We start from the raw sequence: 26,723 nt of genomic DNA, 5'->3' as shown, positions 1-26,723 counted from the left end.
TCATTAGCCCAGGGTGATTGCGGAGCGCTGGTTGTAAAGACCGTCGACTTCCTTTTGCAGGGCGGCGACTTTCTGGTTCATTTTCATAATGCTCACGTCCACCTGCTTGATCTCGGTGCTGGCGCCTTGTGCACGCTCGGCGTCTGCCACTTTGGTGTACTCGGTGACTTTGTTGCGCATGTTGCCGAGGTCTTTACGCAGACGCGCGATGTTCTGGTCGATCTCGGCGATCTGCGCCTGAGCCTTGGTCTTGTCGACCTTCTTGCTGGCGATGTCTTTTTTGATCTGGGCGATGCGCGCCTGGTCATCCTGGATCACTTGCTGAGCGGTCGCGGTACGGGCGATCACGTTCTGGGTGTCTTGTTCGACGTCGCTGTTCATCTTCGCCAGACGGGTGGTGGTGTCGGAGTATTCGCTACGACGCTGATCCAGGTAGTAGTTCGCGCCCATGGCCACGCCACACGCGGTAATACCGGCGGCGATGGCGCAGACCGCTTTGTTGCTGCTATTGGACAGTGCGCAACCGAGGATGCCGACACCGGCGCCGACCGCGCAGGCCTGGTAGCCGGACTTGCTGAAGAACTGTGCGTCGTTGCCCTGGGTCAGGCGTGGGTCTGCGCCTTCGCTGCCACCGAGCATCGAGCTGCCGGTGTTGGCGCAACCGGTCAACAGCAGGCTGCCGGTGAGGACGAAAGCGATCTGAAGCTTGAAGCGAGTCCAAAGGCTGCGCGACATGGTGAAACTCCTTGGTGCCGGTGTTGGCTGTTTTTGTTGAGGTTAGTTATTGAGGTGAGTTATTGAGTGACGGTTTTGCAGCTGGTCAGCCAGGCTTCAGTGTCGATCTTCTGCTTTTGCAGGAAGGTCTTCTGATTGGCCCAGTGGGTGCGCAAATAGGGTTTGAGTTCTTGCAGCTGTTTGTTGCGGGTGATGATTTCTTCCATTACCGGCACCTGTGCTTCCAGCAGCGGCTGGCCGTACAAGGTCGCCGATTCCACCAGGCTGCTGGCGTAGTAACGGCTGAGTTTGTGTAGGCGATCCTTCTGCTCGTCGAGTTTGCCTTTGCGCATGTCGCAACTGGCATCTTTGTCCGCGGATTCGCAATTGAGCTTGTAGTTCTTTTGCAGGAAGTCCACGTACTGGCCGTCGTCGAGCATCTTGGTGCAGAGGAACGCACCGAGGTTGAGACTGGCGCGGATCGCCTGGTCGCGGGTTTCTTCCTGCTGCTGATTGCTGGCGCGCAATTGGTTTTCCAACGCCTGAAGCTTTTCCTTGAGCGCCTTGTCTTCCACGCCCGAGGCCAGGCTGTTCAGGGATTGAACCGTGCCTTTGTCGGCGGATTCGGTTTCCTTGCTGCCGGTACCGAGTTTCTTCCAGCTGCTTTCAATGCTGGCGACACGCTCGCGGGAAGTCAGGGTTGGCGAGACCAATACCAGGCGCATACCGGTGGTTTTGTTTTTCACCTGACCTTCGGCGTTGTAGTACGGCTCTTCCTTGCGCAACCCGGTGCGCAGGTCGGCCTGAGCGGTCAGGTAGTTGCCGCCACGGACCACGTAGCCGCCGGCCTGACCGTGCTGGCGGTCGAGTTTGTTCAGGCGAAACGGCTCGAACATCATCTCGTCGACGTTGCCGAGCATGTCGTGCAGGCCCAATGGATTGGGTTTTTGCAGACCCGACAATTGCAGTTTGCCGTTGGACGATTGCGCCCCGGCGAACCACTCGTAAGCGTTGATGCCGTCGGGCATCGGGTAACGCGTGTCGCGAAATTCCGCCGCGCCGACCTCCAGGCCACCGCGCGCCGCGAACTCCCACTCGACTTCCGTCGGCAGGCGCAGGAAGCCCAGCACGCCGTCTTCTTTGGGCAGCTTGTCAGCGGCGTTTTTGCGCAGCCACAGGTTGTATTTGTCCGACGCTTCGACGGCTTGCACCCAGCTCACGGACACTTGCGGCAGGCGCATTTTGGTGGCGGCGGTGGGGCAGGTTGCGTCGGTCAATGCCGCGTATTGGAGCTGACTCATCTCGTACTTGGCCATCAGGTAGTAGCGGGATTTATCGTTTTTCGCGCCGGTGAAACTGCCCGCGATGAAGGTCGGTCGAGTCTGTTCGACATAGCCGTATTCCGCGCCGTCCTGACCGATGTTGATCGGGTAGTCGTCAAGCGGTCCGGCAACCGGAATGAACACCTTGCGAAACACCATCGAACCTTCGCACGGCATCGGCAACACGACGTCGCTGGCCTCGGGCATCGGGTTGTAATACTTCTCTTCCCAGCCAGCCGCCGAAGCATCGAGCAGGTAGCCGAGGCTCAGGGGCAACAGCAAGCCCAAACGTTTATAGCTCACGCAGACTCTCCGCAGGTTGGATGTTGATCGCTCGCACGGCGCCGATCAGGGCCACCAGTGCAGCGACCAGAAAGGTCAGGAGCAGGGCGGCGAGGCCGTGCCAGAGTGTGATGTGACAGACAAAGGTGCCGGTGGCCTGGCTGCTGCCGAGCAAGGTGTCGAACAAATGGCTGCCGACGGCGTAAAACCCCAATCCGCCGAGGTAGCCGGCAAGGCTCAGCACCAGCGCTTGCAGGACCACGAAACCGCCTACAGCCGTGCGTTTGAAACCCAGCAGGCGCAAGACCGCGAGGCTTTTGCGCTTGCGGTCGATGTTGGCCAGAAAAGCGCCGACCATCGACGCCACACAACCGATCAACGCCGCCAGAGCGATAACCCCGAAGATCAACCCCAGCACATGATTGATGGCTTTGACGTTGTCGATGTCGGCCAGTCGGCTCGAGGTTTCGATGTGTTGTTCGTTGAGCCAGCGTTCCAGCGGCGCAACCTGGTCGATGTCACGGGCGTAGAGGCGGGCGCGGGCGTACAGCGGTTGCAGATCGCCCAGAGGTTTGCCGGTTTCGATGCCGAATGCGCTGACCTGATATCCATCGCGAAAGCGCTCCAGATTCAGCAACAACGGCGGGGCGACGAATCCGGCCGCGCGGCCGAACCGAGCACCGTCGAGCACCGCCAGCACCGTCAGCGTCATCTCTCCGCGCTCGTTGACGCCTTCCAGACGGCGCAATACGCGCAGTTGCACGCGGTCGCCGACCTTGGCCTGCAAGCGTTGCGCGGCGCGGGCGCTGAGGATCACTTGATCGCCAGTTGGGTTGAGTTGCGGCAGGTTCAGCTGCGGGTCGCCGGGTTCGGTGGCGATGATTTCCGCGCCTTCGACAAACCGTTGCATGCCGATCAGCAAGTCCGCCTGGGTGTTGAGCGAGCGGGTCTGGCCGAGGGCAAAACCGGTCTCGGGACGCTGGCGCACACGCTCGATCCAGGCGCTGTCGTAGTTGCCGTTGCTGAGCATTTTTACTTCAAGGTTGCGCGGGTCGCGCAGCAATTCGTCCTGCAACTGGCTGACCACGCCGTGTTTGAGGCCGAACAGCAGCAACAGCGGCGCGATCACCGCCACCAATGACGCGGCGATGCACAGCGACACCTTGCGGTCATGCCACAGGTCTTGCAGGGCCAGCGTGCCCAGCAGGCGCAGTCGGTCAGTCCATCGGTTCAAACAGTGTTTCTCCCTGACGGCTGGTAGCGCCGAGTCGCGGCAAACCGAAATCCTTCAGCAAGGCCCAGTCATGGGAAACCACCAGGGCACTCAGGCCCATGCTCGATACCAGACTCAGCAGCAATTCGAACAAACGCCGGGCGCTGTGCGGGTCGAGCGCGGCGGTCGGCTCGTCGGCCAACAGCAGCAGCGGTTCATGGGCAATCGCACGAACGCAGGCAACGCGCTGGCGTTCACCGATCGATAGCGCCTGCGGCTGTTTATCCAGCAACCCTTGCAGACGCAATACCTCAACCGCGTGATCGATGTGCGCGCTCTTTACCGACATACCGAGCAAGCGGCGCGGCAGGCTGATGTTGTCGCGCACGCTAAGAAATGGCAGCAAGCCGCCGTTCTGCAAAATGAATCCCAGATGACGCGAACGCACGGCCGCCAAGGCTGGCTGGTCGTCGCTGGCCAGCAAATGGGCGATGTCCTGATCGTGTGCTGCACCCAGCCGAAAGCGCTCGAGCTCGACCGGCGCCAGCAACAGGCCGATGGCTTCAAGCAATGTGCTTTTACCACTGCCGCTCTCGCCGGTGATGGCGAGGATTTCCCCGGCACCGACCTGCAAGTGCGGCAGGCGCACGTGATGGGCCAGCGCGCCTTCACCACGGCGCACCAGCAGGTTCTTGATATCGAGCATCGGCGTCTCGTTAAGGCATCATTTCCAGGGGCACGGGGTACACGTTGTCCCGTGCATCGCTGTCCTTGGCTAACGCCACCCAACGGTCGACGTCAGCGTTGTAACGCTGGTAGTGCCGCAGTTTGGTATTGAGCGTGCGGATGAATTTCTCCTGCGCCAGACCATCCCAGCTCTTCCAGGTTTCTTCGTCCAGGTTCAGCACTTCGCTCTGGTACGGCAGGTCTTCGAGGTACTCGCCGAGGACGCCCATGTCCGCCAGTTTGGCGTTGCTGTTCTGCTTGAGCTGGTTCGGGTCGGCGCCCATGGTTGCGGCCACCGAGCGCAGGCGATCGAACATTTCCGTCGGCGAAATCAGGCCTTCGTTGGCGGCGTCGAGGATCTGCTTCATCACGTCGCTCAAGTCACTGAGCTGGGACTTGGTCAGCAACACCCGCACGTCGGTGGTGGGGATGTTCTGCTTGATCAAGTCGCGGTCAGTGATCCACGCCTTGAATACCGGAGGCGCCTTGCTGTTGGTCTTTTCGCCGAGATAGGCGAGCTGCATGGCGTGGCCGATCAGCGCCGCGTCCTCGAGCATTTTCTTCTCGGCCGGGTCCTGCTTGGCGTTCACCGCGCTACCGATGGCGTCTTCGCCCATGTAGGCGGCTTTCACCTGGGAGGTAATCGCGGTGGCCAGTGCGTCGACCTTGCGGCCGAACTCCTGAATGTCGCCGGCGTTCACCGGGTAGTACAGCGAGGTGTTGGTGCCCGGGTAAGTCGACAGATTCTGGTACTGCGCCTCGGCCTTGGCGTGATCCTTGATCCCGGCCGGGGTTTTCAGGTGCAGCGTGTAGATCGCCACGCCCGGGTTGGCCGCTTCGAGGCGAACCTGGGAAGCGCTCAAACCGGTTTTCGACAGTTTGTCGTCGCCTTCGATGGCGCCCGCGTCGGTGATCAACACCACGTAGCGCGCACCGAACTGGCTCCAGTCGACCTTGTCGATGCTGTGCATGACACCCGCGAAGGAGTCTTCGTCGTAACTGCTGCTCGACACCTTGGCTTGCTTGAGGTCGGCGACTTTGGCGAGGAAGTCGGAACTGTCCTTCACCTGAGTCGGGTCGGCGTACATCTTGGTGGTGTATTCCAGGCCTGGCACCGCTTGGGTGTTGGAGCGGAACGCGACCAGACCGAACTTGACCTGCTTACCGAGGTTCTGCGCTTCGATCTGCTGGTAGACCTTGCGGATCGCCTCGCGGGTGCGGTCGATGTACGGGTCCATCGAGATCGTCGAGTCGATGACAAACACCACCGCCGCGCTGAATTCCTTCAGTTGGCTGGCCGCTTTGTCCTCAGCTTCCTTGCCACCGGCCGCGCTGTTGGCAGCACCACCCTTGGCGTCTTTCTCATCGGGCTTGCTGACCGACGCCACATTAAGCAGGCGCGTGCGGAAACCGCCTTCGGTCATGACTTCTTCGCCGCTGAGTACCGGCAGCAGGTAGAACTGCTTTTGCAGGTCGACGAAGTATTCAGGTTCTTCAGCCAGCACGCCCGGGGCTTGCTTGCCCTTTTTCAGCGTGGCCCGCAGCGGGGCGACTTTGCTTACCGGGTCCGGCGCATCGAGGATGCCTTCGACGGTGGCGCGTTCTTTGAAGAACAGCAGCCGGTCGCGATTGGCCGGGTTGGTGAAGGCCAGTGTCAGCTGCATTTTCCAGTCGGTGGTGCAACTCGCCGGCAACCAGCCAATGGTTTTGCCATAGCTGTCGGGGCCGACTTTCAGCCATTCGGCGTTGGCCGCTTGCGCACGTTCGTACACATAGAAACGGCTGAACACCGGTTGCTCATCGCCCGCAGCACCGCCCGCCGTCGGGCTGATTTTGCAGCCCGGGGTGGTCAGCACGCGCTGGAACAAGGTCTTTTTACCGGTCTGGATCAGCGGTTTGTCATCGGCCTGGGACAACGGGCTGATGCAGAGTGCCAACAGCGCGGCGCTGCTCAGCAGGAAACGACTCAGGGGCGAACGGATCACTTCTGCAACTCCTCGAAACGCTGCTTGGCTTCGGCGTTGTTCGGGTCCTGGGTCAGGATCGTTTCATACCAATAGGCGGCGGTGGCGTTGTCCGCGGCCGGGAAGCACTCGCTGGCCTTCAGGTATTTCGGGTCGTATTCGCGGGCATAGGCGTTGGCAATCAAAGAGTCGCCGGCCTGGGCACGGTTGGCGTACAGACGCTGGGCAACGCCGCAGTGTTTGCCGGCCTTGGCTTCGTTGATGATCTGCAGCAACTTGGCGCTGTCGGGCGCAGCCTTGATGCAGGTCTGGACGAAGGTCAGCTCGGGCAGGCTGTTCATGCTGTCCAGGGTGCAGGCTTGTACGTCGGCACCGGCCGGTGCGGCGGCTGCGATGGCAGGGGCGGGTGCCGGAGTGCGTTTGTAAAACCAGAATCCGGCCGCTGCGGCCACCAGCAACAGCACGACGAGCGCGAGGCCGATAAGGCCTTTGTTGCTTTTCTTCACCGGGGGCGGAGGAGGGGTGTAGGCGGGTTCGTTGGGCACCGATTCCAGTTCGATTTCTGGCTCGGCGGTGAGCAGGACCAGTTCCGGCAGCTCCGGAACTTCCGGTTCTGGCGCACTTGGCGCTGTCAGGTCTGCGCCGCCATAAGTCGAGCGTGTCTGGCCACCCGCAGTAGACGGCAACAGGCCCACGCCGGGGCGAACCACGCCTTTATCGCTATGATCGAGGCTTTGCTCACGCAGTTCGATCTGGAATTGCGAGTGGGCGCCGCCTTCGAGCAGCGGATCGACCACTTCCGGGCCGACTTGGGCTTCAAGGACTTCGCCACTGGCCGTAACGCTGAAGCGCGAGACCTTGAACCAGAACGGATTGTTGCTCCAGGCCTTCTGATCCTGGAGGTAGAAACCGTCCTGGTTACGCTGAATGGAGAACTCCAGCTGTTCTTCGCCACCCTGCCATTTCTTCACAGTGAGGCACGCCTGGCCAGGCACGTTGGGTTCTAAGGCGAGCAGGTCGACACGAATTGGCATTGCTTATCTCGCTGTGAAGGCTGTGAGCACATGGCCCAGCCGTTCATTCTGTTCAGGGGTGATTTCGCGACCGGCACCATGGCCGGCGTTGTCCTGTGTGATGTAGGCCAGGCCCGAGAGCCAGTCGCCCAGATACCGCTGCGCCTGGTTTGCCGGTTGTGGCGGCAGCACCGGCACTTGTCCCGGACCGATGTCGGTGTAGAACGAGAACAACGGCGCCTTGGCACCGGCGCGGCTGTTCGGGCGTTCGTTGACCGGTTTCTGCAGGTAGCCGAACCAGGACACGAAATCGCGCAGCACGCGTTGCACTTCCAGCACTTGGCGCTCGACCAGTTGATCGCGCCGTGCGCCGCTTTGCGCACGCTTGAGCACCGCACGGCTCAGTTGCCCCGGCAAGTCCTGGCGGTAACCGGCGGTGATCAGTTCGTCGACCACGGCTTCGATCAAGGCCTTTTCCAGCCCCAACAGGTTGAGCAGGCTTTGTCGGGTGGTCAGCTCGCGCAGGTGCGCAATCCAGGCCTTGAACGCGGCTTTGGCAAAACGGTGTTCGTTGCTTTGCAGTTCCGGCGTCGGGGTGTTGGTTTTGCTGCTGACCGGCGCTTCGTGACTCAGGTCGTCGCCGAAATCGAAGTCGAAACCGGCGTCGTTGCCGTACAGGCTCTGGCTCGGTGTCGGGGCGGCCGGCTCATCGCTGGCGGTGGGCGCGTCATCGGTTTCGTACACACCGCTGAGGTACAGGTCGCGCACCTCTTCGCTTGGCATGTCGAGTTCTTCGATCAACTCGCCGAGCACGGCAGGGCGACGGCCCAGGCCCGACAGAATCATCTGTGCCTGGGCTTTCTTGGCGGCTGCGGCGCCGTCGCCATCGGCGTGATACCAGGTGCTCAGGCCGTGAGTGGTCAGGCCTTCGAGGCATTCGTTCAGCTGCTCGCGGATGCGTTGCAGTTTGAATTCGATGTTGGCCACGCCCTTGAAACTGCCGCTGAAGTGGCTGATGCCACCGTCATCGTTGCGCAGCATTTCTTTCCAGGCGTTGGCAGGATTGTTGATGTGTTTGCACACCAGCTCGTTGCCGGCAAAGCTTGTGCCCAGAGCGTCGACGCGTTCCTGGTAGCTGGCATTGAGGCCTGTTTCGGCGCCGCTGGCGTCCTGGACGATGAACGCCGCATCCATGCGCGGTTTGCGCACCAGGAAGGTGTTCTGGAACGGCGTGCCGGCCCAGTCGTTCATCCAGCTCAGGCTGCCGAAGCGCTCGAGCATGGTCAGCTTGACCATGCCATTCCAGCTCTCGTCGTACTGATCAGGCGTCAGGCTCAGGGAGTTGGTGATGCGAAGGTCGAGCATGGTCAGCGCCCAGATCAGGCCGGTGTCGCGTTTGCTGCGGGCGGCCGCGTCGGCGCCCTGGGTTTTCTCGATCCAGCGCGTCAGCACCGGGCCGACGTCGTTGACGTCGCTCTGTTTGGTCGAGCCGGTGCAGACCACCAGCGCGTTCATTTCCTGGTTGTCGGTGTAGCGTTCGAACAGGTAAGCAACCTTGCCGCGCAGGATCAGCTGCGAGACGGAATTGTCCTTGGTGGCGGACTCCGGGTCGTTGGAGTTGGCGATCTCGTGCAGCTTCTTGCGCCCGCGATAACCGGGGAAGTCCAGCAGATCGACCTGGTTGACGATGTCGTCCGCCGGGGCTTCGATCAGGCCGAAGGTCATCTCGGCGGTCAGTGCCGCCAGTTGCGCGACCGGGATGCCCTGGCTGTTTTGCAGTCGTCCGTCGACCAGGGGCCGCACGTCGATCGGCAAGTCCAGTGAGCTGCCGAAGCGCTCGAGGATGTCGACGTTCATGATGCTGTCGCGCTGGCTGTAGGTGTCGTTTTCGAAACTCACCAAGGCCTTTAATGGCGCGAACACAGTCTCGGGCAGGCCCAGCTTGTGCAGCGCGCCGGCCAGTTGCTGGTACACGCGCGTCAGTTCGCTTTGCTCACCCCACAGGATCGAAAACAGCTCGGCGCGTTCCTGGAAATTCAGGCGTGGCGCCAGTTGCAACGCCGTGGGCCAATACAGGTGCTCAAGCTTCTTCACCGAGTTGCGGAAGTTGTCCCGCAGGTAATCCCACAGCGACACCAGATCATCGGCGCTGACGCCCGGTTGCATCGGCCCGGTCTCGCGGCCTTCAAACGGTTTCAGCACGCGCTGGATGCGCTCTTCGTCGATCTCGTAGGAGATCCGCTCAAGGTCGAAGTCCTTGAACCATGAGTTGGCGAGAATCTTCGCCAGCTCGATTTCCTTGAACAGCGTCAGCTCGACCGGGAATTGCGGATCCTGGCTCGGCGTGGCGCGGCGGCTGAAGCGTGTCACCAGGCCGGTGGCTTCCTTACCGCCACCCACCGGGTTGATGTGCTTGATGAAGTCCAGGCGCTGGCCACCGAAATCGGTTTCCAGTTTGCCGTTCTGACCGGCCGCAAGCGCCGAAATCAGGTAGGACTTGCCGGCCTGGGACAAGCCGAAAAAGCCAATGGTCATCGGCGTGCAGGCCACGCGACCGAGGCTGTGAGCCAGGTTGCGGGCGCGGTGCAGGCGGATGTTCAGGTTGTCGGCTTCGCTGTCCAGACGTGGCGCGTTGCCGCGCGTCTGGCCAATCCATTCCAGCGCCTGACCGGCACCTTCATAAACAGCGGCCCAACTGGCAGAGAGCTGATGTTGATCGGGGGTCAGGTCATTCATTTGCGTTTCACACTTCCACTGTCGAGCCAGTACTTGGTCTCGCTCAGGCCGGCGTCGAGCATGGTGTTGAGTTCCAGCTCGAGGTCGCTGCGCGGGTTGAAGTTGACGTTGTTACTGTTGGATTCGATGTCGCGGACCGAGAGGCGGTCGCTGACCAGGTCCTGCTTGCGCGTGTACTTGTCGGCCGCTTTGACCTCGAAGCGCACCTTGAGCAGCGGCGCGCTGCCGTTCTCACCGATCGCGCGGGAGAACTTCTCCCGACCGGCCTTGGTGAAACGCAAGGTGTACAGCGGCGAAGCGGCCCAGCGATCGGCGGCCAACTGGCGGAAACCGAGGCGCAGATCGCCGCGCATTTCCAGCTGCGGCGTGTCGGCGTCATCGCCCGTGCCGATTTCCGGCAACTTGATTTTGTAGTCTTCGGACTGGATGTCGCGGTACAGCACGTCGGCATCCTTGATCACGTTGTTCAGGTCGATGACGCCGATGTGCTTGACCGTCGAATACGGCTTGAGCGCCGAAGAACGGAAGTAGAAGTTCGGCACGCTGTGGTTGGCGCACAACAGGCACAGCATCGCGCCCACCGAAGCGGTACTTTTCGGGTCGTCGATGCGGCCGTTCTTGTGGAACGGATACCAGCCGCCAGTGCGGTAGTTTTGCAGCGCCAAAATGCGCCCCGGTGGCAGCGGCAGCACCTTGCGAATAAAGGCCTGGATGCCGGGCAGACGCGAAGGGCGGCCGGTCAGCAGCAGGACGTCGCACGGGTAATGCGCGACCACTTCACAGAGCGCGCCGAGGATCTTGGTGATGTTGATTTGATCGTTGAGGAACGCGGCGTGGAGCTTTTGCAGGTCGAAGCCGATCAGCGATTCGTACAGGTCGAAACCGCTCTGGCCACCGACATCGCGGCGCACGGCGGCGTTGACATAGTCGAGCACGGTCTGGCTGATCGCGTTGTCGCCGAGCAACTGGCGGTAACTTTGCGGGCTGACTTCCTGCGGAACTTGCGGGTCGTAATGCTCGTAAGCCTTGAGCAACGCCAGGCCCAGCGGCGCGAACACCTGCAGGTTCAATTGCTGGCGCAGGATCATGTCCTGGGCGCTGACCGATTCATCACCGCACAGCCGTGACATCAGCGAATCCGGGGCTCTGACGCCGGCATTCTGCAAAGCCTTCTCGAAGCTCGGCAGGATGAAGTCCTGAATCACGTCCAGCAGGATGTCGTCGCCAGCCACTTTGAAACCATCGCGAAAACGCTGCTCGGGCACGATGTGCACGTTGCTGCCGCTGCCCGTGTTGCCGGCGCGGTCGAGGCGATAGTCGGTGATGACCAGGTCGGTGGTGCCGCCGCCGATGTCGATGGTCGCCAGGGTGATGCGTTCACGGTCGGTCTTGTCCGGCCGGGCGATGGTGTCGAAAAACTCTTCCGGGTGACCGGCGAAGTTCTCGTTGACCTCGGTGTACAGGTACACCAACTGGCCGCAGGAGGCTTCGTCCCATTCCACGCGGATGCTCGGGATCGGCGTGCGCGGGCTGACGGCCTGATCCTGATGCGGGTCTTCCTCGCCGGCATGCCAGCCGAGGCTTTTCCACACCAGGCCGATGGCTTGCTGCATGCGTTCGTTGAGAATGCTGCGCTCGGCCTGGGGCATGCCCGGCGGCACGGTCAGGGTGATGCTGTTGAGCTGGCGCGGTACGCGGGTGTGACCCTGGCGCGAGCGCTGGGCCGGGCTGTTGATTTGCGACAGCGCCTGGGCCAGCACTTCGGCGAGCATGAACGTCATCAGCGAGCTGCGCGAGTAACGTGGCATGAACACCGGCAGGCGATCGTCTTCTTCGAGGCTGTAAAGCGCCTCGCCGGTTTCGTTGATCAGGTGCGAGAACGGCGCGGCCGTGGCGTACGGCTCGTTGTCGGTCTTGATGTACGAGCAGTTGAAACGCCAGCCGTGGCCGTAGGCGTTTTCGTCCCACAGGTAACGTTTCGGGCTGGACAGGCCTGTCGAGCCTTCGGTGCCGCGACGGCGGCTGGCCAGACGGCTGGCCTCATTGCCGACGCGGGCGATCGTCGCCCACTGGAACGCATCGTGACGGCCGCTCTTGACCGAGCAGTGGTCCTTGCCGAAATACGCCTGGGCGAACTCGACGCGGCTTTCGAACGGTAGGTTATAGGTGTGTTCGGGGGTGATCAGGTCGCGCAGTTCCAGCACGTAATTCTGCTTCAGCCCGGAACCGGCCTGGCCGTGATTCTCGATCAGGATGCCGCAGGTGCGCGAGTTGCCGACGTCTAGCACCAGGTCCACCGGAATCGGTTTGACCAGACCATTGCTGTCGTTGGCGACCACTTTCAGTTCAGGGATTTCCAGCTTCGGCCTGGCGGTCGATTGCGCCGCCGCTGACGGCGTGCTCAACAGGCTCAGCAGGTTGAGGTAGTGCGCCAGGTGATGGTTGGCGCGGATGTCGATGTCGAGCTCTTCGCGCGAACGATGGGCGTTGCCCTCGTTGAACACTTCCAGCAGCCATTCGTTGACCCACGGCTGGGCCAGGAACCAACGGGTTTCGCTGGCCTTGGTCGCCAGTTTGAAGGACACGCCGGAGCTGATGTCTTCTTCGTTCGGCGCCAGGTAGGCGGTGCCGTCACGCTTGGGCATGACGCGGCTGTCGAACGCCATCGTCAGGCGGTGGGTGTTGCCGTCGATGTCTGGCGTGGCCAATTTCACCAGGCGCATCCGCGACCAGTTGGTCGGGCCTTCGTCAAAGCGGTGCGGCGGCATGAAACGGAAAAACGGCGTCGGCAGCCAGACACCGTCCAGCAGATCGAGGCTGCTTTTCATGTCGACGCTGAACGCCGGTTTGGCCTTCTCGACCTTCTCCGGTTCAGGCTCGTAGAAGTAGAAGTCTTTCTCTTCGTTGTACATCAGGCGGCAGATCAGCCCGCTGATCATCGGCGCGAACTCGCCCGCCGGTTCCTTGCGAGGATCCAGGCGCAAAGCGAAATCCATGAACTGGATACCGGTGTCACTGACGAGCGTGACGGTGTCTTCGAATTGTGTGACTTCAGGCAACATGTCGGGTTATTCCAGTCTTATTCGCCCATCTGCCGCATGGACATGGGGAATTGATCTTTTCCGTAACCGCCGGTGCAGTCCGCGACCGTGGTCGCCCCTTTGCGGCAGTTGACCTTGGGCATGTCGTAAGTGCTGCCATCGCCGCACACGGCCTGGCCCTGGCTGTCGATGGCGAGGCTGCCACCCTTCATGGTGGCGGTGACCGGGCCGCTGCATTTCGAGCCGTCGGCCTGATGCACAGTGACTTCGCCTTTACCGTCCTTTAACTGGTATTCCAGACGCAGCGGCTTGCCGGTCCGGCGATCCTGAATGCCGGCACCGGCGCGGTACTGACCGTCGAGGAACTTGGCAGCGCCGTCGGCGGCGTCAGGCGGAATGCTCAGGGCCGGACCCGGTTTTGTGGTTGCGGCTGCGGCGGCGGATTTTTGCGCGTCGGGCGGAGTGACGGCAGACGGCGCCTCGGTTTTGGCTTCGGGTGGCGCGGTTGGCGTGGTTGGTGATTCGGCGGCCGGGTCTTGGGTTGCGTCGGCGGTCGCGGCGTCAGCTTCATTACCCGCGACGGCTGGAGCTTCTACGCCATGAGTGCCGGTCACGGCTGTGCCTGTGGTGGAGCCCGCGACGGTGCCGGTTACCGGAACGCCATTCAGCGTTGTCACGTTGCCGGTCAGTTGCGGCTCTTCCAGCTGTTTTTCCACCGGCACGATGCCCTCAGGCAGCAAGTCCACCGCCACCAACGGAATCGGCACGCAACCGCGCAAGCCGAGCAACAGCCACAACAGCAGCAACAAGAACGGTAGCAGCAACAGCCACCACCAGCGACGCCACCACGGACGAGGCACTACCGCCACGACAGGCGCCACAACCGGTTCTTCAACCACGGGTGGCAGCGTGAAAACGGGTGGAACCTGATAAAGGCAGTGCAGGGGATCGCGATTGCCGGTACCGGCATGCTCGAAACCCCAGAAGGTCAGCACCGGTTTGCCTTGCACCAGGTAGACGAAGTTTTCGTCAGGGAAATGAATGACACGCTTGAGCAACTTGCCGAACACGGCTTTGTCGCCTTGCTGCTGTTCGGCCGGATCTGTGCCCAGGAAACGCTGGCTCAATTCATCGAGCGCAGTCTTTAGAGCTTCAAGTTGGCGGCGGGCCGGTGCGCGTTCTTCTTCGGTCGCGCTGCTCCACGGGATTACATCGCCGTCGAGGCCGCTGTACCAATCGATCTGGTTGCCGAGTTCGTCGCTTTGAGGGATGGCCAGGTGATCGACCATGTCGGGGTTCTTGCGGCGAATAGCTTCGCGCAGTTGCAGGGCTGCCCGGTAGACCGGTTGACCTGTTTCGCCGAGGGCTGTGAATGACCCGCTCTTACCGCTGCGTAATAGTGCCCCGCGCATTCAAACTCCATATGTTCCGTTGCGCAAAAATGACAGACAAAGGTGCCTGTTCTTGCTCCTGCAATTAGCTGGCGACCTTAATGTCATAATGATGTCGCCGTCAATCAGAGGAGGTCCAAAACCGTATGAGACTAGCGTAAGTGTGCGGAGGTTGCATGAGGTCAATGTGAATTGATTTTGTAAGGCTCGGACGTTCGCTTTTTTAAGCTGGCTGAAACGTTTCATCAGCGCTATAAAAATGCACACCTCCAAGAAAGGCTTTCCTCATGACCCCGCTCAAACTCGTCGTCGCCCTCGGCGCGCTGACCACTGCCTCCCACGCCTTCGCCTGGGATTACGTGCTGCTCGACACCGACAAGGCTGCCCAAAACTGGCAGATCACCAGCCAGCAACTCGGCGTAAAAACCGACAAACCGTTCTCCGTGACCCTGCGCACCTTGCACGGCGGCCGGCAGGAGGGCGTCAGCATCGTCGACATCGATAACGGCACGATGAAACTCTCGGTGGTGCCGACTCGCGGGATGAACGTCTTGCAGGCGTCGGTCGGTGATGTGCGCATGGGTTGGGATTCGCCGGTCAAGGACGTGGTCAATCCGTCCTTCATCGAACTCAACGGCCGCGGCGGACTGGGCTGGCTCGAAGGCTTCAACGAACTGGTCGCCCGCTGCGGCTACGAATGGGTCGGCCATCCCGGTATGGACAACGGTAAACTGCTGACCCTGCATGGCAGAGCAGCCAACATTCCGGCCAGCAAAGTTTCCCTGCATATAGATGAAAAACCGCCGTACGCCATCAGCCTGCGCGGCGAGCTTAAAGAGCAGGCGTTCAAGAAAGTCGACTTTTCGGTGACGACCGAGCTGGTCACTGAGCCCGGCAGCGTAGCGTTTGCCCTGAACGATACATTGACCAATAACGGTGATTATCCGAAGGAATACCAGGCGCTGTACCACAGCAACTTCAGTACGCCATTCCTGGAACAGGGCGCGCGGTTTGCTGCGCCGGTTAAACAGGTGTCGCCGTTTAACGACAAGGCCAAAGGGGATTTGCCGGATTGGCAGACTTACCGTGCGCCGACCAAGGACTATGACGAGACGGTTTACAACGTTGTGCCGTATGGCGATGCCGAGGGTGACACGCTGACCGTTTTGCATAACAAGGCGGGCAGTCTGGGTGTTTCGGTCGGCTTTAACACTCAGCAGTTGCCGGTATTTTCGTTGTGGAAAAACACCGATACGCAAGGGCAGGGGTATGTGACCGGGTTGGAGCCGGGGACGAGTTTTTCCTACAACCGTCGGTATCAGCGGCCGATTGGTTTGGTGCCGATGATTGGGGTTAAAGAGCAGAAGCAGTTCCAGATCCATTACAGCTTGTTGGCGGATAAAGGGGCTGTGGATAAAGCGTTGGAGCGGGTGAATGAGATTCAGGGTGGGCGGGCGACTGAGGTAAGGCAGGCGCCGTTGGTGGATTTGACCAAAGAGTAAGCGGCCTTGCGAGATGAGCAGTGGAAGTCTGTGTTCACCGCTCATCAAAAGGCTAAAAAGGAAGTCTCATTTCTGACGCTTGTGCCGCATCAAACAGACGCCGGATGAAATCGAAGTCGTTCCAGGTTTGGTTGGTATAAAACCGATGCTCCTTATTTCCGATCTCATCGATGTAATAGATAACGTACTCCGCATATTTCTCGTCGGCGTTGAAGCTGTAACGCAATGAAAGAGAAAAGTCATTTTCCTTGAGTTTCACAAACGAGTTGTTGTCGTCATAACTCCAGGAGAATTCGCCTCTCTCCGTTCTCGTGGTGAGGGCTTTGATGAAATCGAGAAATCTAGGCGGTAGCATATTGACGCCCTCTGGCCGGGTTAACCTTTTCGAGGTTTTCTTTGATGTTTTCAAGATTGTGGTGAAGAAGGTTTCTGATCGGCTTTTCGAGCGGAGCGTTTGCCGTCGCGAAAACCCCTTTTCTGATGGTGATTTCAGTTTCTCCAAGGATATTGTCAATCCTTTCGAACTCCTGACCTGTACCGGGTATTTTGGCAAACAGAATCCTGAAATGCTGATAGCACTTCAACGCCAATGGATAGTTTTCGGTGTCCACATAACCTGCTGCTTCATTGCGCGTCGCAATGCATTCACTGACGGCTGAGGCGCCCTCTACAGCTTTTGCGTCCTTGAGTATTCTGTTGGCTTCTGCACTGATGCTGCGTGAGTAACGAACACTGTGCAGAACTTCGGATATTGAAATGATGAGCGCTACAATGGTTATTACCGTGCCGACGTAGGAAAAGTTGTTCAGGGATGTCGGAGAGCCGACAACAATTTCCTGCTGCAATAGCGCCGCCCATACGATAGCAATGCTTATCAGGCAATAGACGAATCTGATCCAATGACTTCTTAGTAACTTCATGTATTACTGACGCTCTCTCTGAATATTATCTGAATGATTTGCTGTGATGGCCATCGATTACGCTGAGGCAGGTCGGTATTGCAGCGCTTCCGCCAAATGCTCGCGTGTAATTGCATTTACCTGTTCAAGGTCTGCCAATGTACGGGCTACCTTGAGCAGGCGGTGGGCCGACCGGAGTGACAAGGTCAAACGTTCGCAAGCAGTTTCCAGCCAGGCTTCATCGGTTGCGGATAAGTTGCAGTGTTTGCGCAGGCCTGGCAGATCGAGGAATGCATTGGCGCAGCCTTGGCGCTTGTTTTGACGCTCCCGGGCGTCGGCGACCAGCTCCGCAGCAGTGGCAGTGTCATCACCAGGTTTGAGCGCAGGATTCAACGCCGTGGCTTCGCGCGCGACGGTCAGGTGCAGGTCGATCCGATCCAGCAGCGGCCCCGACAATTTGTTGCGGTAGCGCTGAACCATGTCCGGCGTACAACTGCATTTGCCGCTGGGTTCGCCAAGATATCCACAGGGGCATGGATTCATCGCGGCCACCAATTGAAAGCGTGCCGGAAACCTCACGCGATCCTTGGCGCGGGAAATCACGATATGACCGGATTCCAGCGGCTCCCTTAAAACCTCCAACACCTTACGATCGAATTCCGGAAGTTCGTCGAGGAACAGCACACCGTGGTGGGCGAGGGTGATTTCGCCGGGTTGTGGCTTCGATCCGCCACCCACCAATGCAGGGCCGGAAGCCGAGTGATGGGGCTGGCGGAACGGTCGTTGCGGCCAATGGCTCAAGGGCACGCAACTGGTGACGGATTGAATGGCTGCGACTTCCAGCGCCTCGTTTTCGGCGAGCGGTGGAAGCAAACCCGGCAAACGACTCGCCAACAACGTTTTCCCAGTCCCCGGCGGTCCGCTAAACAGCAGGTTATGAGCCCCAGCCGCCGCAATCAGCAATGCGCGCTTGGCCGAAAGTTGTCCCTGCACCTCATTCAGGTCCGGATAGGGTTTACTTGCGTAGAGCAACCCGTTGGAAACGTAGGGCTCGACAGGCGTATGTCCATTGAAGTGCGCAACGGCTTCCAGTAGGTGATCCACGGCAAACACCTTCAACCCCGACGCGAGGCACGCTTCCTCGGCGTTCGCCCTTGGCACCATCAACGAGCGTCCGGCCTTGCGTGCAGCTAACGCAGCCGGCAACACACCTCTCACGGCACGTACCGCGCCTGACAGCGCCAATTCTCCCAAGCATTCAATGTCATCCAGCGTCAACGTCGGTACCTGTACGCTGGCGGACAGAATCCCCAACGCAATCGCCAGATCAAACCGTCCGCCATCCTTCGGTAAGTCCGCAGGCGCGAGATTCAGCGTGATGCGCCGCGCCGGAAATTGCAGGCCTGAATTGATGATCGCGCTGCGTACCCGGTCCTTGCTTTCCTTTACGGCAGCTTCGGCTAAAACCGACCATCGTCAGCGACGGCAAACCGTTGGCCAGATGGACTTCTACGGTTACAGCGGGCGCATCTACACCAATCTGGGCGCGGCTGTGGACGATGGAGAGGGACATGGTCGTTCCTTGATCTTTACGGGAACCGCTTCCTGCGGTTTTTGAAGGGTAGTCGGGGTGTTGTTCTTCGGCGTTACGAATGAGGCGACAAACTTTCACTGGATGTTGCGAGTGTCTTTCTGGTGATGAAGCGTAAGCGAGCGTGGAGTGCCAACGTAATCAGTCGCGGGATGATGTTTTTGTAGGACCTTGCCTAGATCAATGACGGACGTCGGTGAAAGTGTGTGAGCGCTCTTCTCTGTTTGGCAGGGCTGCTTATGATCATCAATTGATCACTGACTTCGGAGAGAAATATGAACAGTAATGGAATGCGGCCGGTTCATCCTGGCTTAATTCTTCAGGACGAATTTCTTGAACCGTTGGGCATTTCAGAGTCAGCTTTCGCCAGTTCGTTGAACGAACCGTTAAAAGTGGTTAACGAAATCGTGATGCAGCAGCGTTGTGTCAGTGCTGATCTAGCGAGGAAGCTATCTGGCTACTTGAACACCACGCCCGAGTTCTGGCTTAACTTGCAATTGACTTACGATCTGCGTAAAGCCGAAATCGAACGTGGATGCGCTTTAAGTACTTAAAGCGATTGCAGCATCCGCGAAGCACGCCTCCACCACGATACATTGACCGCACGTCGCGGCCGTTCACCATCCGCCAGCATGTGCGGAACATCCTGCAACCGAATCCACGGCTGATTATTCCAGTGCAGCAGGCTCAGCGACATTTCTGGCCAGTTCAGCAGGCTAAGAATCGGGCGTTCGATGGAAGTTGCTTGTTGGGCATCTCTGAGGGCTGGCACTACGTCGTGGGTCAGCCATTCGCGCAGGCCTCGGTATTCGGGGCAGTAGTGGTAGACGAGCAGGGCGTAGACGCCGGATTCGCTGATTAGCAGGGTGTTTTCGAGGGTGCCGTGGATGACGACTCGCGCGGATTGGTGTTGATCGGGATCGAGCTTTCGGACGGCGCGTTCGTCGAGGAAAAGGCGAAGCAGACGGCCGAGGTCTCGGGCGCTGAACCAAGGCTGGTTTTCGATCAAAAGCGCGTGGAGGTGAAGTTTGTGGCGGATGAAGACGTGGGGAATTAGATAAGAGTCATCGCTATTCATTGATACAGCTCCTTTTGCTAAAGGGGCTGCCGTCAATCGTCGCCAAACGATTGGGTGGCAGCTGTACGCGGGTTGGCGAACCGGAGCAAAAGGAACCCGGCAGACCCGAAGGTCTCCCACGCACAGCCGCCATGACTCGAGAGATGGTCGCCGTGCGCCTTAAGCTTCCGGGTCGCCAAACCCAGTGCTGAATATTCAGCTGAGAATGAGCTTAGGAACCTGGGCTTCGCGGCGCTATCGGACGGCGGTGGTGATCTTTGTAGGATGTTGCCGAGATTGTGGCGGGGCGGAAGATCAAAAGATCGCAGCCCTTGGCAACTCCTACAGATAAATCTGAAGGTCGTTCCGACCTTATCGCGAGCAGGTTCGCTCCCACAGTGGATTGGGTTTCAAAGTGGATCGGGCTTCACGGTGGGCGCGGTGGGGTTACTCGGCCGGCGGACTCAGCTTCGCTTCCATCTCCGCAACCTTCGCCTCAAGGCTCTCCAACCGTGCCCGGGTCCGTGCGAGCACGACCATCTGGCTATCAAACTCTTCCCGGCTCACCAGGTCCAGCTTGCTGAAGCCGCTCTGCAACAGTGCCTTGAACTGGCTTTCGATTTCGCTTTTCGGCAACGGGGTTTCGCCGCTGAAGAGGCGCGAAGCGGTGCCGGTCAGGGCGTCGAGGAAGTCTTTGGGTGCGAGCATGGGAAATGTCCTGTCAACAATGGCGGGCAGTGTATCACGCAGTGTCTATAGTCAATTCCGACCGCAGGGATGCACGCTTTTCGCGCATGCGGACGGGCGGCCGCGCACTGTTGTTGTGCGTATCCGCCGGGCTGTTTGGGTGAAGCGGCGGTCGGAAGCTGTCAAGGGATTGAATTCAGTGGGTTTTGGCGAGATGGCAAGCTTTCTGCTTAGTCGGTAGTGACCCATGCACTGATGCAGTCGCTGTGACGAATGCAGTGCGCCAAGCGGAACGGGGGAAGTGTTTCGCGCGGAGTGGTTAGCAGGCGTCGGACGGGCAATCAAAGGCCGACGATGCGTTACAAAGCCAGGCACTGCGCTTAGACTTGAGTCGGGTTTGTTTTCCTGGGGCAAGTCCACCAATTCGGGAGAGAGTTTTCATGAAGCTAGTCACTGCCATCATCAAGCCGTTCAAGTTGGACGACGTGCGCGAGTCGCTGTCCGAGATCGGCGTGCAGGGCATTACCGTTACTGAAGTCAAAGGCTTCGGTCGGCAGAAGGGACACACCGAGCTGTATCGCGGCGCGGAATATGTGGTCGATTTTCTGCCCAAGGTGAAGATCGATGTCGCCATTGACGACAAGGACCTGGACCGGGTTATCGAGGCGATAACCAAGGCTGCCAACACCGGCAAGATCGGTGACGGCAAGATCTTCGTGGTCAATCTGGAACAGGCGATTCGCATCCGTACCGGCGAAACCGATACCGACGCGATTTAAACGCCGCCACACACCCAACGCCCCAGGAGAAAACAATATGACTCTGCGTAAATTCGCAGGGCTAGGAGCCCTGTTGTCCCTCGTAATGCCCGGCCTGGCTATGGCGGCAGACGAAGTGGCGGCCCCAGTCCTCAACTCCGGCGACACCGCCTGGATGATGACCTCGACAGCCCTCGTGCTGTTCATGACCATTCCCGGCCTCGCGCTGTTCTACGGCGGCATGGTTCGGTCGAAAAATATTCTTTCCGTGATGATGCAGTGCTTCGCCATTACCGGTCTGATCAGCATTCTGTGGGTCATTTATGGCTACAGCATCGCGTTCGATACCACCGGCATGGAACAGGGCGTCGTCAACTTCAACTCGTTCTTCGGCGGCATGGGCAAGGCATTCCTTGCCGGTGTCACGCCATCGAGCCTGACCGGTCCTGCGGCGTTGTTCCCTGAGGCGGTGTTCATCACCTTCCAGATGACCTTCGCCATCATCACCCCTGCGCTGATCGTCGGTGCCTTCGCCGAGCGGATGAAGTTCTCCGCCATGCTGATCTTCATGGGCGTGTGGTTCACCCTGGTTTACGCACCGATTGCGCACATGGTCTGGTCCGGCAACGGCGGCCTGATGTGGGACTGGGGCGTGCTCGACTTCGCCGGCGGCACCGTGGTGCACATCAACGCCGGTGTGGCCGGTCTGATTGCCTGCCTGGTACTGGGCAAGCGCAAAGGCTTCCCGACCACTCCGATGGCGCCGCACAACCTTGGTTACACCCTGATGGGCGCCGCCATGCTATGGGTCGGCTGGTTCGGCTTCAACGCCGGTTCCGCTGCTGCGGCCAACGGCACTGCCGGTATGGCGATGCTGGTGACCCAGATCGCAACCGCCGCTGCTGCATTGGGTTGGATGTTCGCCGAGTGGGTCACTCACGGCAAACCAAGTGCGCTGGGTATCGCTTCGGGTGTTGTGGCCGGTCTGGTTGCCATCACCCCGGCCGCTGGCACCGTGGGCCCGATGGGCGCTCTGGTCATCGGCCTGGCAGCGGGCGTGGTGTGCTTCTTCTGTGCAACCACCCTGAAACGCAAACTCGGCTATGACGATTCCCTGGACGCCTTCGGTGTGCACGGTATCGGCGGTATCCTCGGTGCGATCCTGACCGGTGTCTTCGCTGCACCGGCCCTGGGTGGCTTCGGCACTGTCACCGACATCGGTGCACAAGTCTGGATTCAGTTGAAAGGCGTGGGCTTCACGGTGATCTACACCGCGATCGTCACCTACATCATTCTCAAAGTCCTGGACGCTGTCATGGGCCTGCGTATCACTGAAGAAGAAGAGGCTGTCGGCATCGACCTGGCACTCCACAACGAACGCGGCTACAACTTGTAGTACGCGCATAAAAAATTGCCCGGCTTGCCGGGCATTTTTTTGTCTGGAGTTTGTCAGTGAAGGAACTGCTGAAAGGTTTTTTCGTACACGTTTAGTGGCGTTTACGACGAGCGTTTTTCTGCGGCCAATGGCTTACATGATTGAAGGAATATTAGGGCCTTTGTTTTTTCCCAGAGCGCGCTAGAATGCGCCCCGAACGAGCGGAGAACTGTATGTGGCAACAGACTCTGATTACCCTGCGGGCACGGCCCCGGGGCTTTCATCTGGTAACGGACGAGTTACTCGCCGGCCTGCCTGAAATCAAGGCGTGTCGGGTCGGTCTGTTGCACTTGTTGCTGCAGCATACCTCGGCGTCGTTGACTATCAACGAGAACGCCGATCCGGCGGTACGTCTCGACTTCGAACGATTTTTCAATCGTCTGATCCCACAAGGAGCAGACGGCTATGAGCATAACGACGAAGGCCTGGACGACCTCCCGGCGCACTTCAAGGCCAGTGTGCTTGGCTGTCAGCTCAGTTTGCCGATTTCGGCAGGCCGACTGGCGCTGGGGACCTGGCAAGGCGTTTATCTGGGCGAGCACCGTGATTTTGGCGGTGCCCGTAAAGTCCTCGCCACCGTGCACGGTGAAGAGGCATGAACCGCTGGTCACCAGTGGTTATTGAATTTTTCCGGCGGCTGTCGACAGACGGTGAAGCTGGGCTATAACTAATCTGCTTTTCGCAAGTCATGAGGTAGAACATGAGCGACGATGATCTGGAAAACGACGACCTGGAAGTAGGCGACGAAGACGAAACCGAAGAAGGTCTGGAAGCAGCGGCGGAAGACGTCGCTGAAGACGACGGTGGCGAAGATACGCCGGCCCCTACTGCCAAAGGCAAAGCCAAGGCTGCGGTATCGGTCGATGAACTGCCGAGCGTTGAAGCCAAGAACAAGGAACGCGATGCTCTCGCGCGGGCCATGGAAGAGTTTTTGGCCAAAGGCGGCAAGGTGCAGGAAGTGGAGGCCAATGTGGTCGCCGATCCTCCCAAGAAGCCTGACAACAAGTACGGCAGCCGGCCTATCTAAGCGTCTGCCCTTGCTTGCTGAAAAAGCCCGCCGTCGCTGCGGGCTTTTTCATGGGTGACCGTCAGGTAGACCGCGTTATCGTTCTTCGCGGGCAAGCCTCGCTCCTACAGGATTTGTGTCGCTTGCCAATTATGTGAGCGACGCAAAACCTGTAGGAGCGAGGCTTGCCCGCGAAGGCGATCTTGAAGGTACTACTAAGCCACATTCCACCGAGCCAACAACGCCGGCAACTCGGTCAGGCTGCCAATCTCCGCATCCGGGGCCTTCTCGGCTTCCCATGCCTTACCCGCCGGGTTAAACCAGATCGCTCGCAACCCCGCCTGCTGCGCTCCGGCAATGTCGTCCCCCGGATGATCGCCGATATGCACCGCCGTCTTCGCCGTTGCACCACCACGCTGCAACGCCTCATGGAACAGTCGCGCATCGGGCTTGGCGATGCCGATGTCTTCGGCGCACAACGCAAACTTGAAGTAATCCGCCAGCCCTAACCGGCGCACATCGGCGTTGCCGTTGGTGACTACGCCCAAGGCGTAATGCCTGGCCAGCGTCTCCAGCGTCGGCTCGACGTCGGGGAACACCTCAATCTGATGCCGGGCATGCAGAAACACTTCAAAACCCTTGTCAGCCAGGTCCGAAGCCTCACCGTGGTCGTAACCGGCCTCTTCCAGCGCATGGAACAGCACCCGGCGCCGCAGCGCACTGATGCGGTGTTTGAGGCTCGGTTCGCTGCTCAGGATCCGCTCACGAATCGCCCACAAGTGTTCCACCGGCACTGCGCCCAGATTCGGTGCGTGCTCGGTCAGCCATTCACGCAGTACGGCTTCGGCGCTGACGATCACCGGGGCGGTGTCCCACAGGGTGTCGTCGAGGTCGAAGGTGATCAATTGGATGGTCATGAATCATCGCCCTTAATGCGTTTTGCCCGTGGATGGGCGCTGTCGTAAACCGTGGCCAGGTGCTGGAAGTCCAGGTGGGTGTAGATCTGGGTGGTCTTGATGTCTGAGTGGCCGAGCAATTCCTGTACGGCGCGCAAGTCCTGCGAGGACTCGAGCAAGTGGCTGGCAAAGGAGTGCCGCAGCATGTGCGGGTGCAGGTTCTGCCCCAGTTCGCGCTCGCCGGCCGCCTTGACCCGGACCTGAATCGCCCGAGGGCCAAGGCGCCGGCCTTGCTGGCTGACAAACACCGCGTCGTCCGCCGGGTTGGTCATCGCCCGCAAGGGCAGCCACAGTTCGAGGGCTTCGCGGGCTTTTTTGCCCACCGGAAGCAGTCGAGTCTTGCTGCCCTTGCCAAGCACCTGGACCATGCCGTCTGCGAGATCCAGCTGATCCAGATTGAGTCCGGTCAGCTCTGATAGCCGCAAACCGGAGGAATAGAACAGCTCCAGAATCGCCTGATCCCGACGTGCCAGGAAATCATCCTCCACCGCGCCTTCAAGCAACTGCAATGCGCGGTCGGTATCGAGGGTTTTCGGCAGGCGTCTTTCACCCTTGGGCGGCGACAGACCGTTGGCCGGGTCGTGATCGCAGAGGCCTTCGCGGTTCAGGTAATGATAGAGCCCACGCACTGCCGACAGCAGCCGCGCCAGGCTGCGGGACGATTGACCCTGTGAATGCAGGCGCGCGATCAGGCTGCGCAGACGCTGAATATCCAGGGCGGCCCAGCTGCTGATGTTCTGTTTGACGCACCAGCCCAGCACTTTGTCGAGGTCGCGGCGGTAGGCGTACAGCGTATGGGGCGACACCTGGCGCTCACTGCGCAAGTGTTCGCAGTAAGCGTCCAGTTGCCGTTCCATGGTCAGCGTACCGAGCGCAGGGAGCTGTTGACCCGCGGCAGCACGCGGCCCATCACTTCGGCGATATAGCTTAGGAACAGCGTGCCCACCGAGCTCTTGTAATGCTGCGGGTCGCGGCTGGCGATGGCCAGGACGCCGTGGATGCCTTGATAGCTGATGGCGACGACGGCGGTGGAACCAATCTGCTTGCGCTGTTCTTCGCCAAACAGGAAGTCCAGCTCGTGTTCACGCAGGCTGCCGCTGACGCTTTTGTCTTCCGAGAGCAAGCCGCCGATGGCCGTTTGCGCGTCGGCATGGGTCACCCAGCGGCCCACCGGCATGGGATTGTCACCCAGCAGAATCAGGCTGACAAAGGGCACCTGGAAGTCCTGGCGCAGACTGTCTTCGACGCTGATCACCACATCCTCCAGGCTGGTGGCGTCCATCAGCGCGAGAATCAGGCGGCGGGTCTTGTCGAAGAGGCGGTCGTTGTCGCGGGCCACGTCCATCAAGTGCGAGAGGCGATGACGCAACTCGATATTGCGGTCGCGCAGGATGGTCATCTGGCGTTCGACCAGCGAGATGGTGTCGCCGCGCTGGTGCGGAATGCGCAAGGCCGGGAGCAGTTCTTCGTGCTCGACGAAGAAATCCGGATGAGCCTCCAGGTACGCGGCAATCGCCGCCGCCTCAAGGCTTTCGGAAGAGGATTCGTCGGGCTGTTGGGCGGGAACCTGGGGCTTATCTTTCATGGATTCAACTCTCTCAAAGACGCACTTGTCCTTCATAAACGCGCACTGCCGGGCCGGTCATCATGACCGGTTGGCCAGGGCCTGCCCATTCAATGGACAGACGCCCGCCGGGCAAGTCGATCAATAGCGGCGAATCCATCCACCCCTGGCTGATCGCGGCCACTGCGGCAGCGCACGCGCCGGTTCCGCAGGCCTGGGTTTCCCCGGCGCCACGTTCCCAGACGCGCAACTGCGCACGGTTCCGGTCGATGACCTGGAGAAAACCGACATTGACCCGCGCCGGGAAGCGCGGGTGGTGTTCGATTTTCGGCCCCAGTTCATGCACCGGTGCGTTGTTGATGTCGCTGACCCGGAGCACGGCATGGGGATTGCCCATGGACACAGCGGCCAGTTCGACCGGGGTGCCATCGATGTCGAACTTATAGCTCAGGGCCTGTTCTGGCGCCTCGAATGGAATCTCGGCCGGCACCAGGCGTGGTGCGCCCATGTTGACACCGATCTGGCCGTCGCTGCGAATATCCAGTTCGATGATGCCGCTTTTGGTCTCGACGCGGATCTGCCGTTTGGCGGTCAGGCGCTTGTCGAGCACGAAGCGGGCGAAACAGCGCGCACCGTTGCCGCACTGTTCCACTTCGGAACCGTCGGAGTTGAAGATCCGGTAACGGAAATCCACGTCCGGGTTGCTCGGCGCTTCGACGATCAGCAACTGGTCGAAACCGATGCCAGTGTGCCGATCGCCCCATTGCTTGGCATGCTTGGGCAGAATGTGCGCGTGTTGGCTGACCAGGTCGAGGACCATGAAGTCATTGCCCAGGCCGTGCATCTTGGTAAAACGCAGCAGCATG

The 26,723-nt window shown here is 59.9% G+C and carries 23 protein-coding genes and 1 pseudogene; 6 read left to right on the top strand and 18 right to left on the bottom strand.

The window, feature by feature from the left end; all coding sequences use genetic code 11:
- Positions 1-3 precede the first annotated feature (3 nt).
- Genes ACYZTM_RS14255 through ACYZTM_RS14215 form a run of 9 tightly spaced genes read right to left on the bottom strand, consistent with a single transcriptional unit; the run spans position 4 to position 14,423 of the window.
- On the bottom strand, positions 4-735 hold the full coding sequence (locus ACYZTM_RS14255) for a hypothetical protein (RefSeq protein ID WP_131060713.1): 732 nt from the start codon (positions 733-735) through the stop codon (positions 4-6).
- 59 nt (positions 736-794) lie between these two features.
- On the bottom strand, positions 795-2,339 hold the full coding sequence (locus ACYZTM_RS14250) for an SUMF1/EgtB/PvdO family nonheme iron enzyme (RefSeq protein ID WP_461989003.1): 1,545 nt from the start codon (positions 2,337-2,339) through the stop codon (positions 795-797).
- On the bottom strand, positions 2,329-3,552 hold the full coding sequence (locus tag ACYZTM_RS14245; protein ID WP_461989002.1) for an ABC transporter permease: 1,224 nt from the start codon (positions 3,550-3,552) through the stop codon (positions 2,329-2,331). Before ACYZTM_RS14245 ends, ACYZTM_RS14250 begins: the two co-directional genes overlap by 11 nt.
- Entirely contained in the window at positions 3,536-4,237 is a 702-nt protein-coding gene (locus ACYZTM_RS14240) for an ABC transporter ATP-binding protein (protein ID WP_461989001.1), read from the bottom strand. Before ACYZTM_RS14240 ends, ACYZTM_RS14245 begins: the two co-directional genes overlap by 17 nt.
- A 10-nt stretch (positions 4,238-4,247) precedes the next feature.
- Entirely contained in the window at positions 4,248-6,242 is a 1,995-nt protein-coding gene (locus ACYZTM_RS14235; protein ID WP_461989000.1) for a vWA domain-containing protein, read from the bottom strand.
- Positions 6,239-7,255 (bottom strand): hypothetical protein, encoded by a 1,017-nt coding sequence (locus ACYZTM_RS14230; RefSeq protein ID WP_461988999.1) that lies wholly within the window; start codon positions 7,253-7,255, stop codon positions 6,239-6,241. The genes ACYZTM_RS14235 and ACYZTM_RS14230 overlap by 4 nt, the downstream gene beginning before the upstream one ends.
- 3 nt (positions 7,256-7,258) lie before the next feature.
- Entirely contained in the window at positions 7,259-9,970 is a 2,712-nt protein-coding gene (locus ACYZTM_RS14225; protein ID WP_131060717.1) for a putative virulence factor, read from the bottom strand.
- Positions 9,967-13,032 (bottom strand): virulence factor SrfB, encoded by a 3,066-nt coding sequence (locus ACYZTM_RS14220; RefSeq protein ID WP_461988998.1) that lies wholly within the window; start codon positions 13,030-13,032, stop codon positions 9,967-9,969. Before ACYZTM_RS14220 ends, ACYZTM_RS14225 begins: the two co-directional genes overlap by 4 nt.
- 17 nt (positions 13,033-13,049) lie before the next feature.
- Positions 13,050-14,423 carry an SrfA family protein gene (locus ACYZTM_RS14215; RefSeq protein WP_461988997.1) on the bottom strand — a complete coding sequence of 458 codons (1,374 nt, stop codon included), beginning with the start codon at positions 14,421-14,423 and terminating at the stop codon, positions 13,050-13,052.
- Positions 14,424-14,689: 266 nt separating this feature from the next.
- On the opposite strand from ACYZTM_RS14215, the gene ACYZTM_RS14210 reads away from it, so the two are divergent.
- On the top strand, positions 14,690-15,904 hold the full coding sequence (locus tag ACYZTM_RS14210) for an aldose 1-epimerase family protein (protein WP_461988996.1): 1,215 nt from the start codon (positions 14,690-14,692) through the stop codon (positions 15,902-15,904).
- A 52-nt stretch (positions 15,905-15,956) separates the two neighbouring features.
- Here ACYZTM_RS14210 and ACYZTM_RS14205 read toward each other — a convergent pair whose 3' ends face one another.
- The 3 genes and pseudogenes from ACYZTM_RS14205 to ACYZTM_RS14195 all read right to left on the bottom strand — a co-directional run bounded on the left by ACYZTM_RS14205 (position 15,957) and on the right by ACYZTM_RS14195 (position 18,376).
- Complete coding sequence (locus ACYZTM_RS14205; protein ID WP_178083835.1) at positions 15,957-16,163, bottom strand: hypothetical protein; 207 nt, start codon at positions 16,161-16,163, stop codon at positions 15,957-15,959.
- Between the two features lie 82 nt (positions 16,164-16,245).
- On the bottom strand, positions 16,246-16,824 hold the full coding sequence (locus ACYZTM_RS14200) for a hypothetical protein (RefSeq protein WP_461988995.1): 579 nt from the start codon (positions 16,822-16,824) through the stop codon (positions 16,246-16,248).
- 57 nt (positions 16,825-16,881) lie between these two features.
- Positions 16,882-18,376 (bottom strand): annotated as a pseudogene (locus ACYZTM_RS14195) (YifB family Mg chelatase-like AAA ATPase).
- A gap of 293 nt (positions 18,377-18,669) precedes the next feature.
- On the opposite strand from ACYZTM_RS14195, the gene ACYZTM_RS14190 reads away from it, so the two are divergent.
- Positions 18,670-18,948, top strand: coding sequence for a HigA family addiction module antitoxin (locus ACYZTM_RS14190; RefSeq protein WP_461988994.1), 279 nt, complete (start codon positions 18,670-18,672; stop codon positions 18,946-18,948).
- Here ACYZTM_RS14190 and ACYZTM_RS14185 read toward each other — a convergent pair.
- Positions 18,945-19,472 carry a BRO-N domain-containing protein gene (locus tag ACYZTM_RS14185; RefSeq protein WP_461988993.1) on the bottom strand — a complete coding sequence of 176 codons (528 nt, stop codon included), beginning with the start codon at positions 19,470-19,472 and terminating at the stop codon, positions 18,945-18,947. The two genes, ACYZTM_RS14190 and ACYZTM_RS14185, sit on opposite strands and share 4 nt — an antisense overlap.
- Before the next feature lie 426 nt (positions 19,473-19,898).
- Positions 19,899-20,159 carry an accessory factor UbiK family protein gene (locus ACYZTM_RS14180; RefSeq protein WP_461988992.1) on the bottom strand — a complete coding sequence of 87 codons (261 nt, stop codon included), beginning with the start codon at positions 20,157-20,159 and terminating at the stop codon, positions 19,899-19,901.
- A gap of 419 nt (positions 20,160-20,578) precedes the next feature.
- Between ACYZTM_RS14180 and glnK the strand changes: the two genes are divergently transcribed.
- The 4 genes from glnK (at position 20,579) to sutA (ending at position 23,358) form a co-directional block, all read left to right on the top strand.
- Positions 20,579-20,917, top strand: a complete 339-nt coding sequence (gene glnK, locus ACYZTM_RS14175; protein ID WP_002555808.1) for a P-II family nitrogen regulator — start codon at positions 20,579-20,581, stop codon at positions 20,915-20,917.
- Between the two features lie 37 nt (positions 20,918-20,954).
- Positions 20,955-22,292 carry an ammonium transporter gene (locus ACYZTM_RS14170; RefSeq protein WP_131060727.1) on the top strand — a complete coding sequence of 446 codons (1,338 nt, stop codon included), beginning with the start codon at positions 20,955-20,957 and terminating at the stop codon, positions 22,290-22,292.
- 212 nt (positions 22,293-22,504) lie between these two features.
- Positions 22,505-22,930, top strand: coding sequence for a secondary thiamine-phosphate synthase enzyme YjbQ (locus tag ACYZTM_RS14165; protein ID WP_131060728.1), 426 nt, complete (start codon positions 22,505-22,507; stop codon positions 22,928-22,930).
- A 101-nt stretch (positions 22,931-23,031) separates the two neighbouring features.
- Positions 23,032-23,358: a transcriptional regulator SutA gene (gene sutA, locus ACYZTM_RS14160; protein WP_131060729.1), complete on the top strand. Its 327-nt coding sequence runs from the start codon at positions 23,032-23,034 to the stop codon at positions 23,356-23,358.
- A gap of 194 nt (positions 23,359-23,552) precedes the next feature.
- Here sutA and ACYZTM_RS14155 read toward each other — a convergent pair whose 3' ends face one another.
- The 4 genes from ACYZTM_RS14155 to dapF are packed head-to-tail and all read right to left on the bottom strand — an operon-like array spanning position 23,553 to position 26,722.
- The gene (locus tag ACYZTM_RS14155) at positions 23,553-24,254 is read right to left on the bottom strand and encodes an HAD family hydrolase (protein ID WP_461988991.1); all 702 of its coding nucleotides are present in this window, start codon (positions 24,252-24,254) and stop codon (positions 23,553-23,555) included.
- Positions 24,251-25,150, bottom strand: coding sequence for a tyrosine recombinase XerC (xerC, locus tag ACYZTM_RS14150; RefSeq protein ID WP_131060731.1), 900 nt, complete (start codon positions 25,148-25,150; stop codon positions 24,251-24,253). Before xerC ends, ACYZTM_RS14155 begins: the two co-directional genes overlap by 4 nt.
- 2 nt (positions 25,151-25,152) lie before the next feature.
- Entirely contained in the window at positions 25,153-25,878 is a 726-nt protein-coding gene (locus ACYZTM_RS14145) for a DUF484 family protein (protein ID WP_461988990.1), read from the bottom strand.
- Between the two features lie 13 nt (positions 25,879-25,891).
- On the bottom strand, positions 25,892-26,722 hold the full coding sequence (gene dapF / locus ACYZTM_RS14140; RefSeq protein ID WP_461988989.1) for a diaminopimelate epimerase: 831 nt from the start codon (positions 26,720-26,722) through the stop codon (positions 25,892-25,894).
- Between the last annotated feature and the right edge of the window lies 1 nt (position 26,723).

The sequence above is a fragment of the Pseudomonas sp. MDT2-39-1 genome (assembly GCF_054898085.1).
The sequence above is the reverse complement of the archived record's forward strand: the minus strand, read 5'-3'. Positions and strand labels throughout refer to the sequence as shown.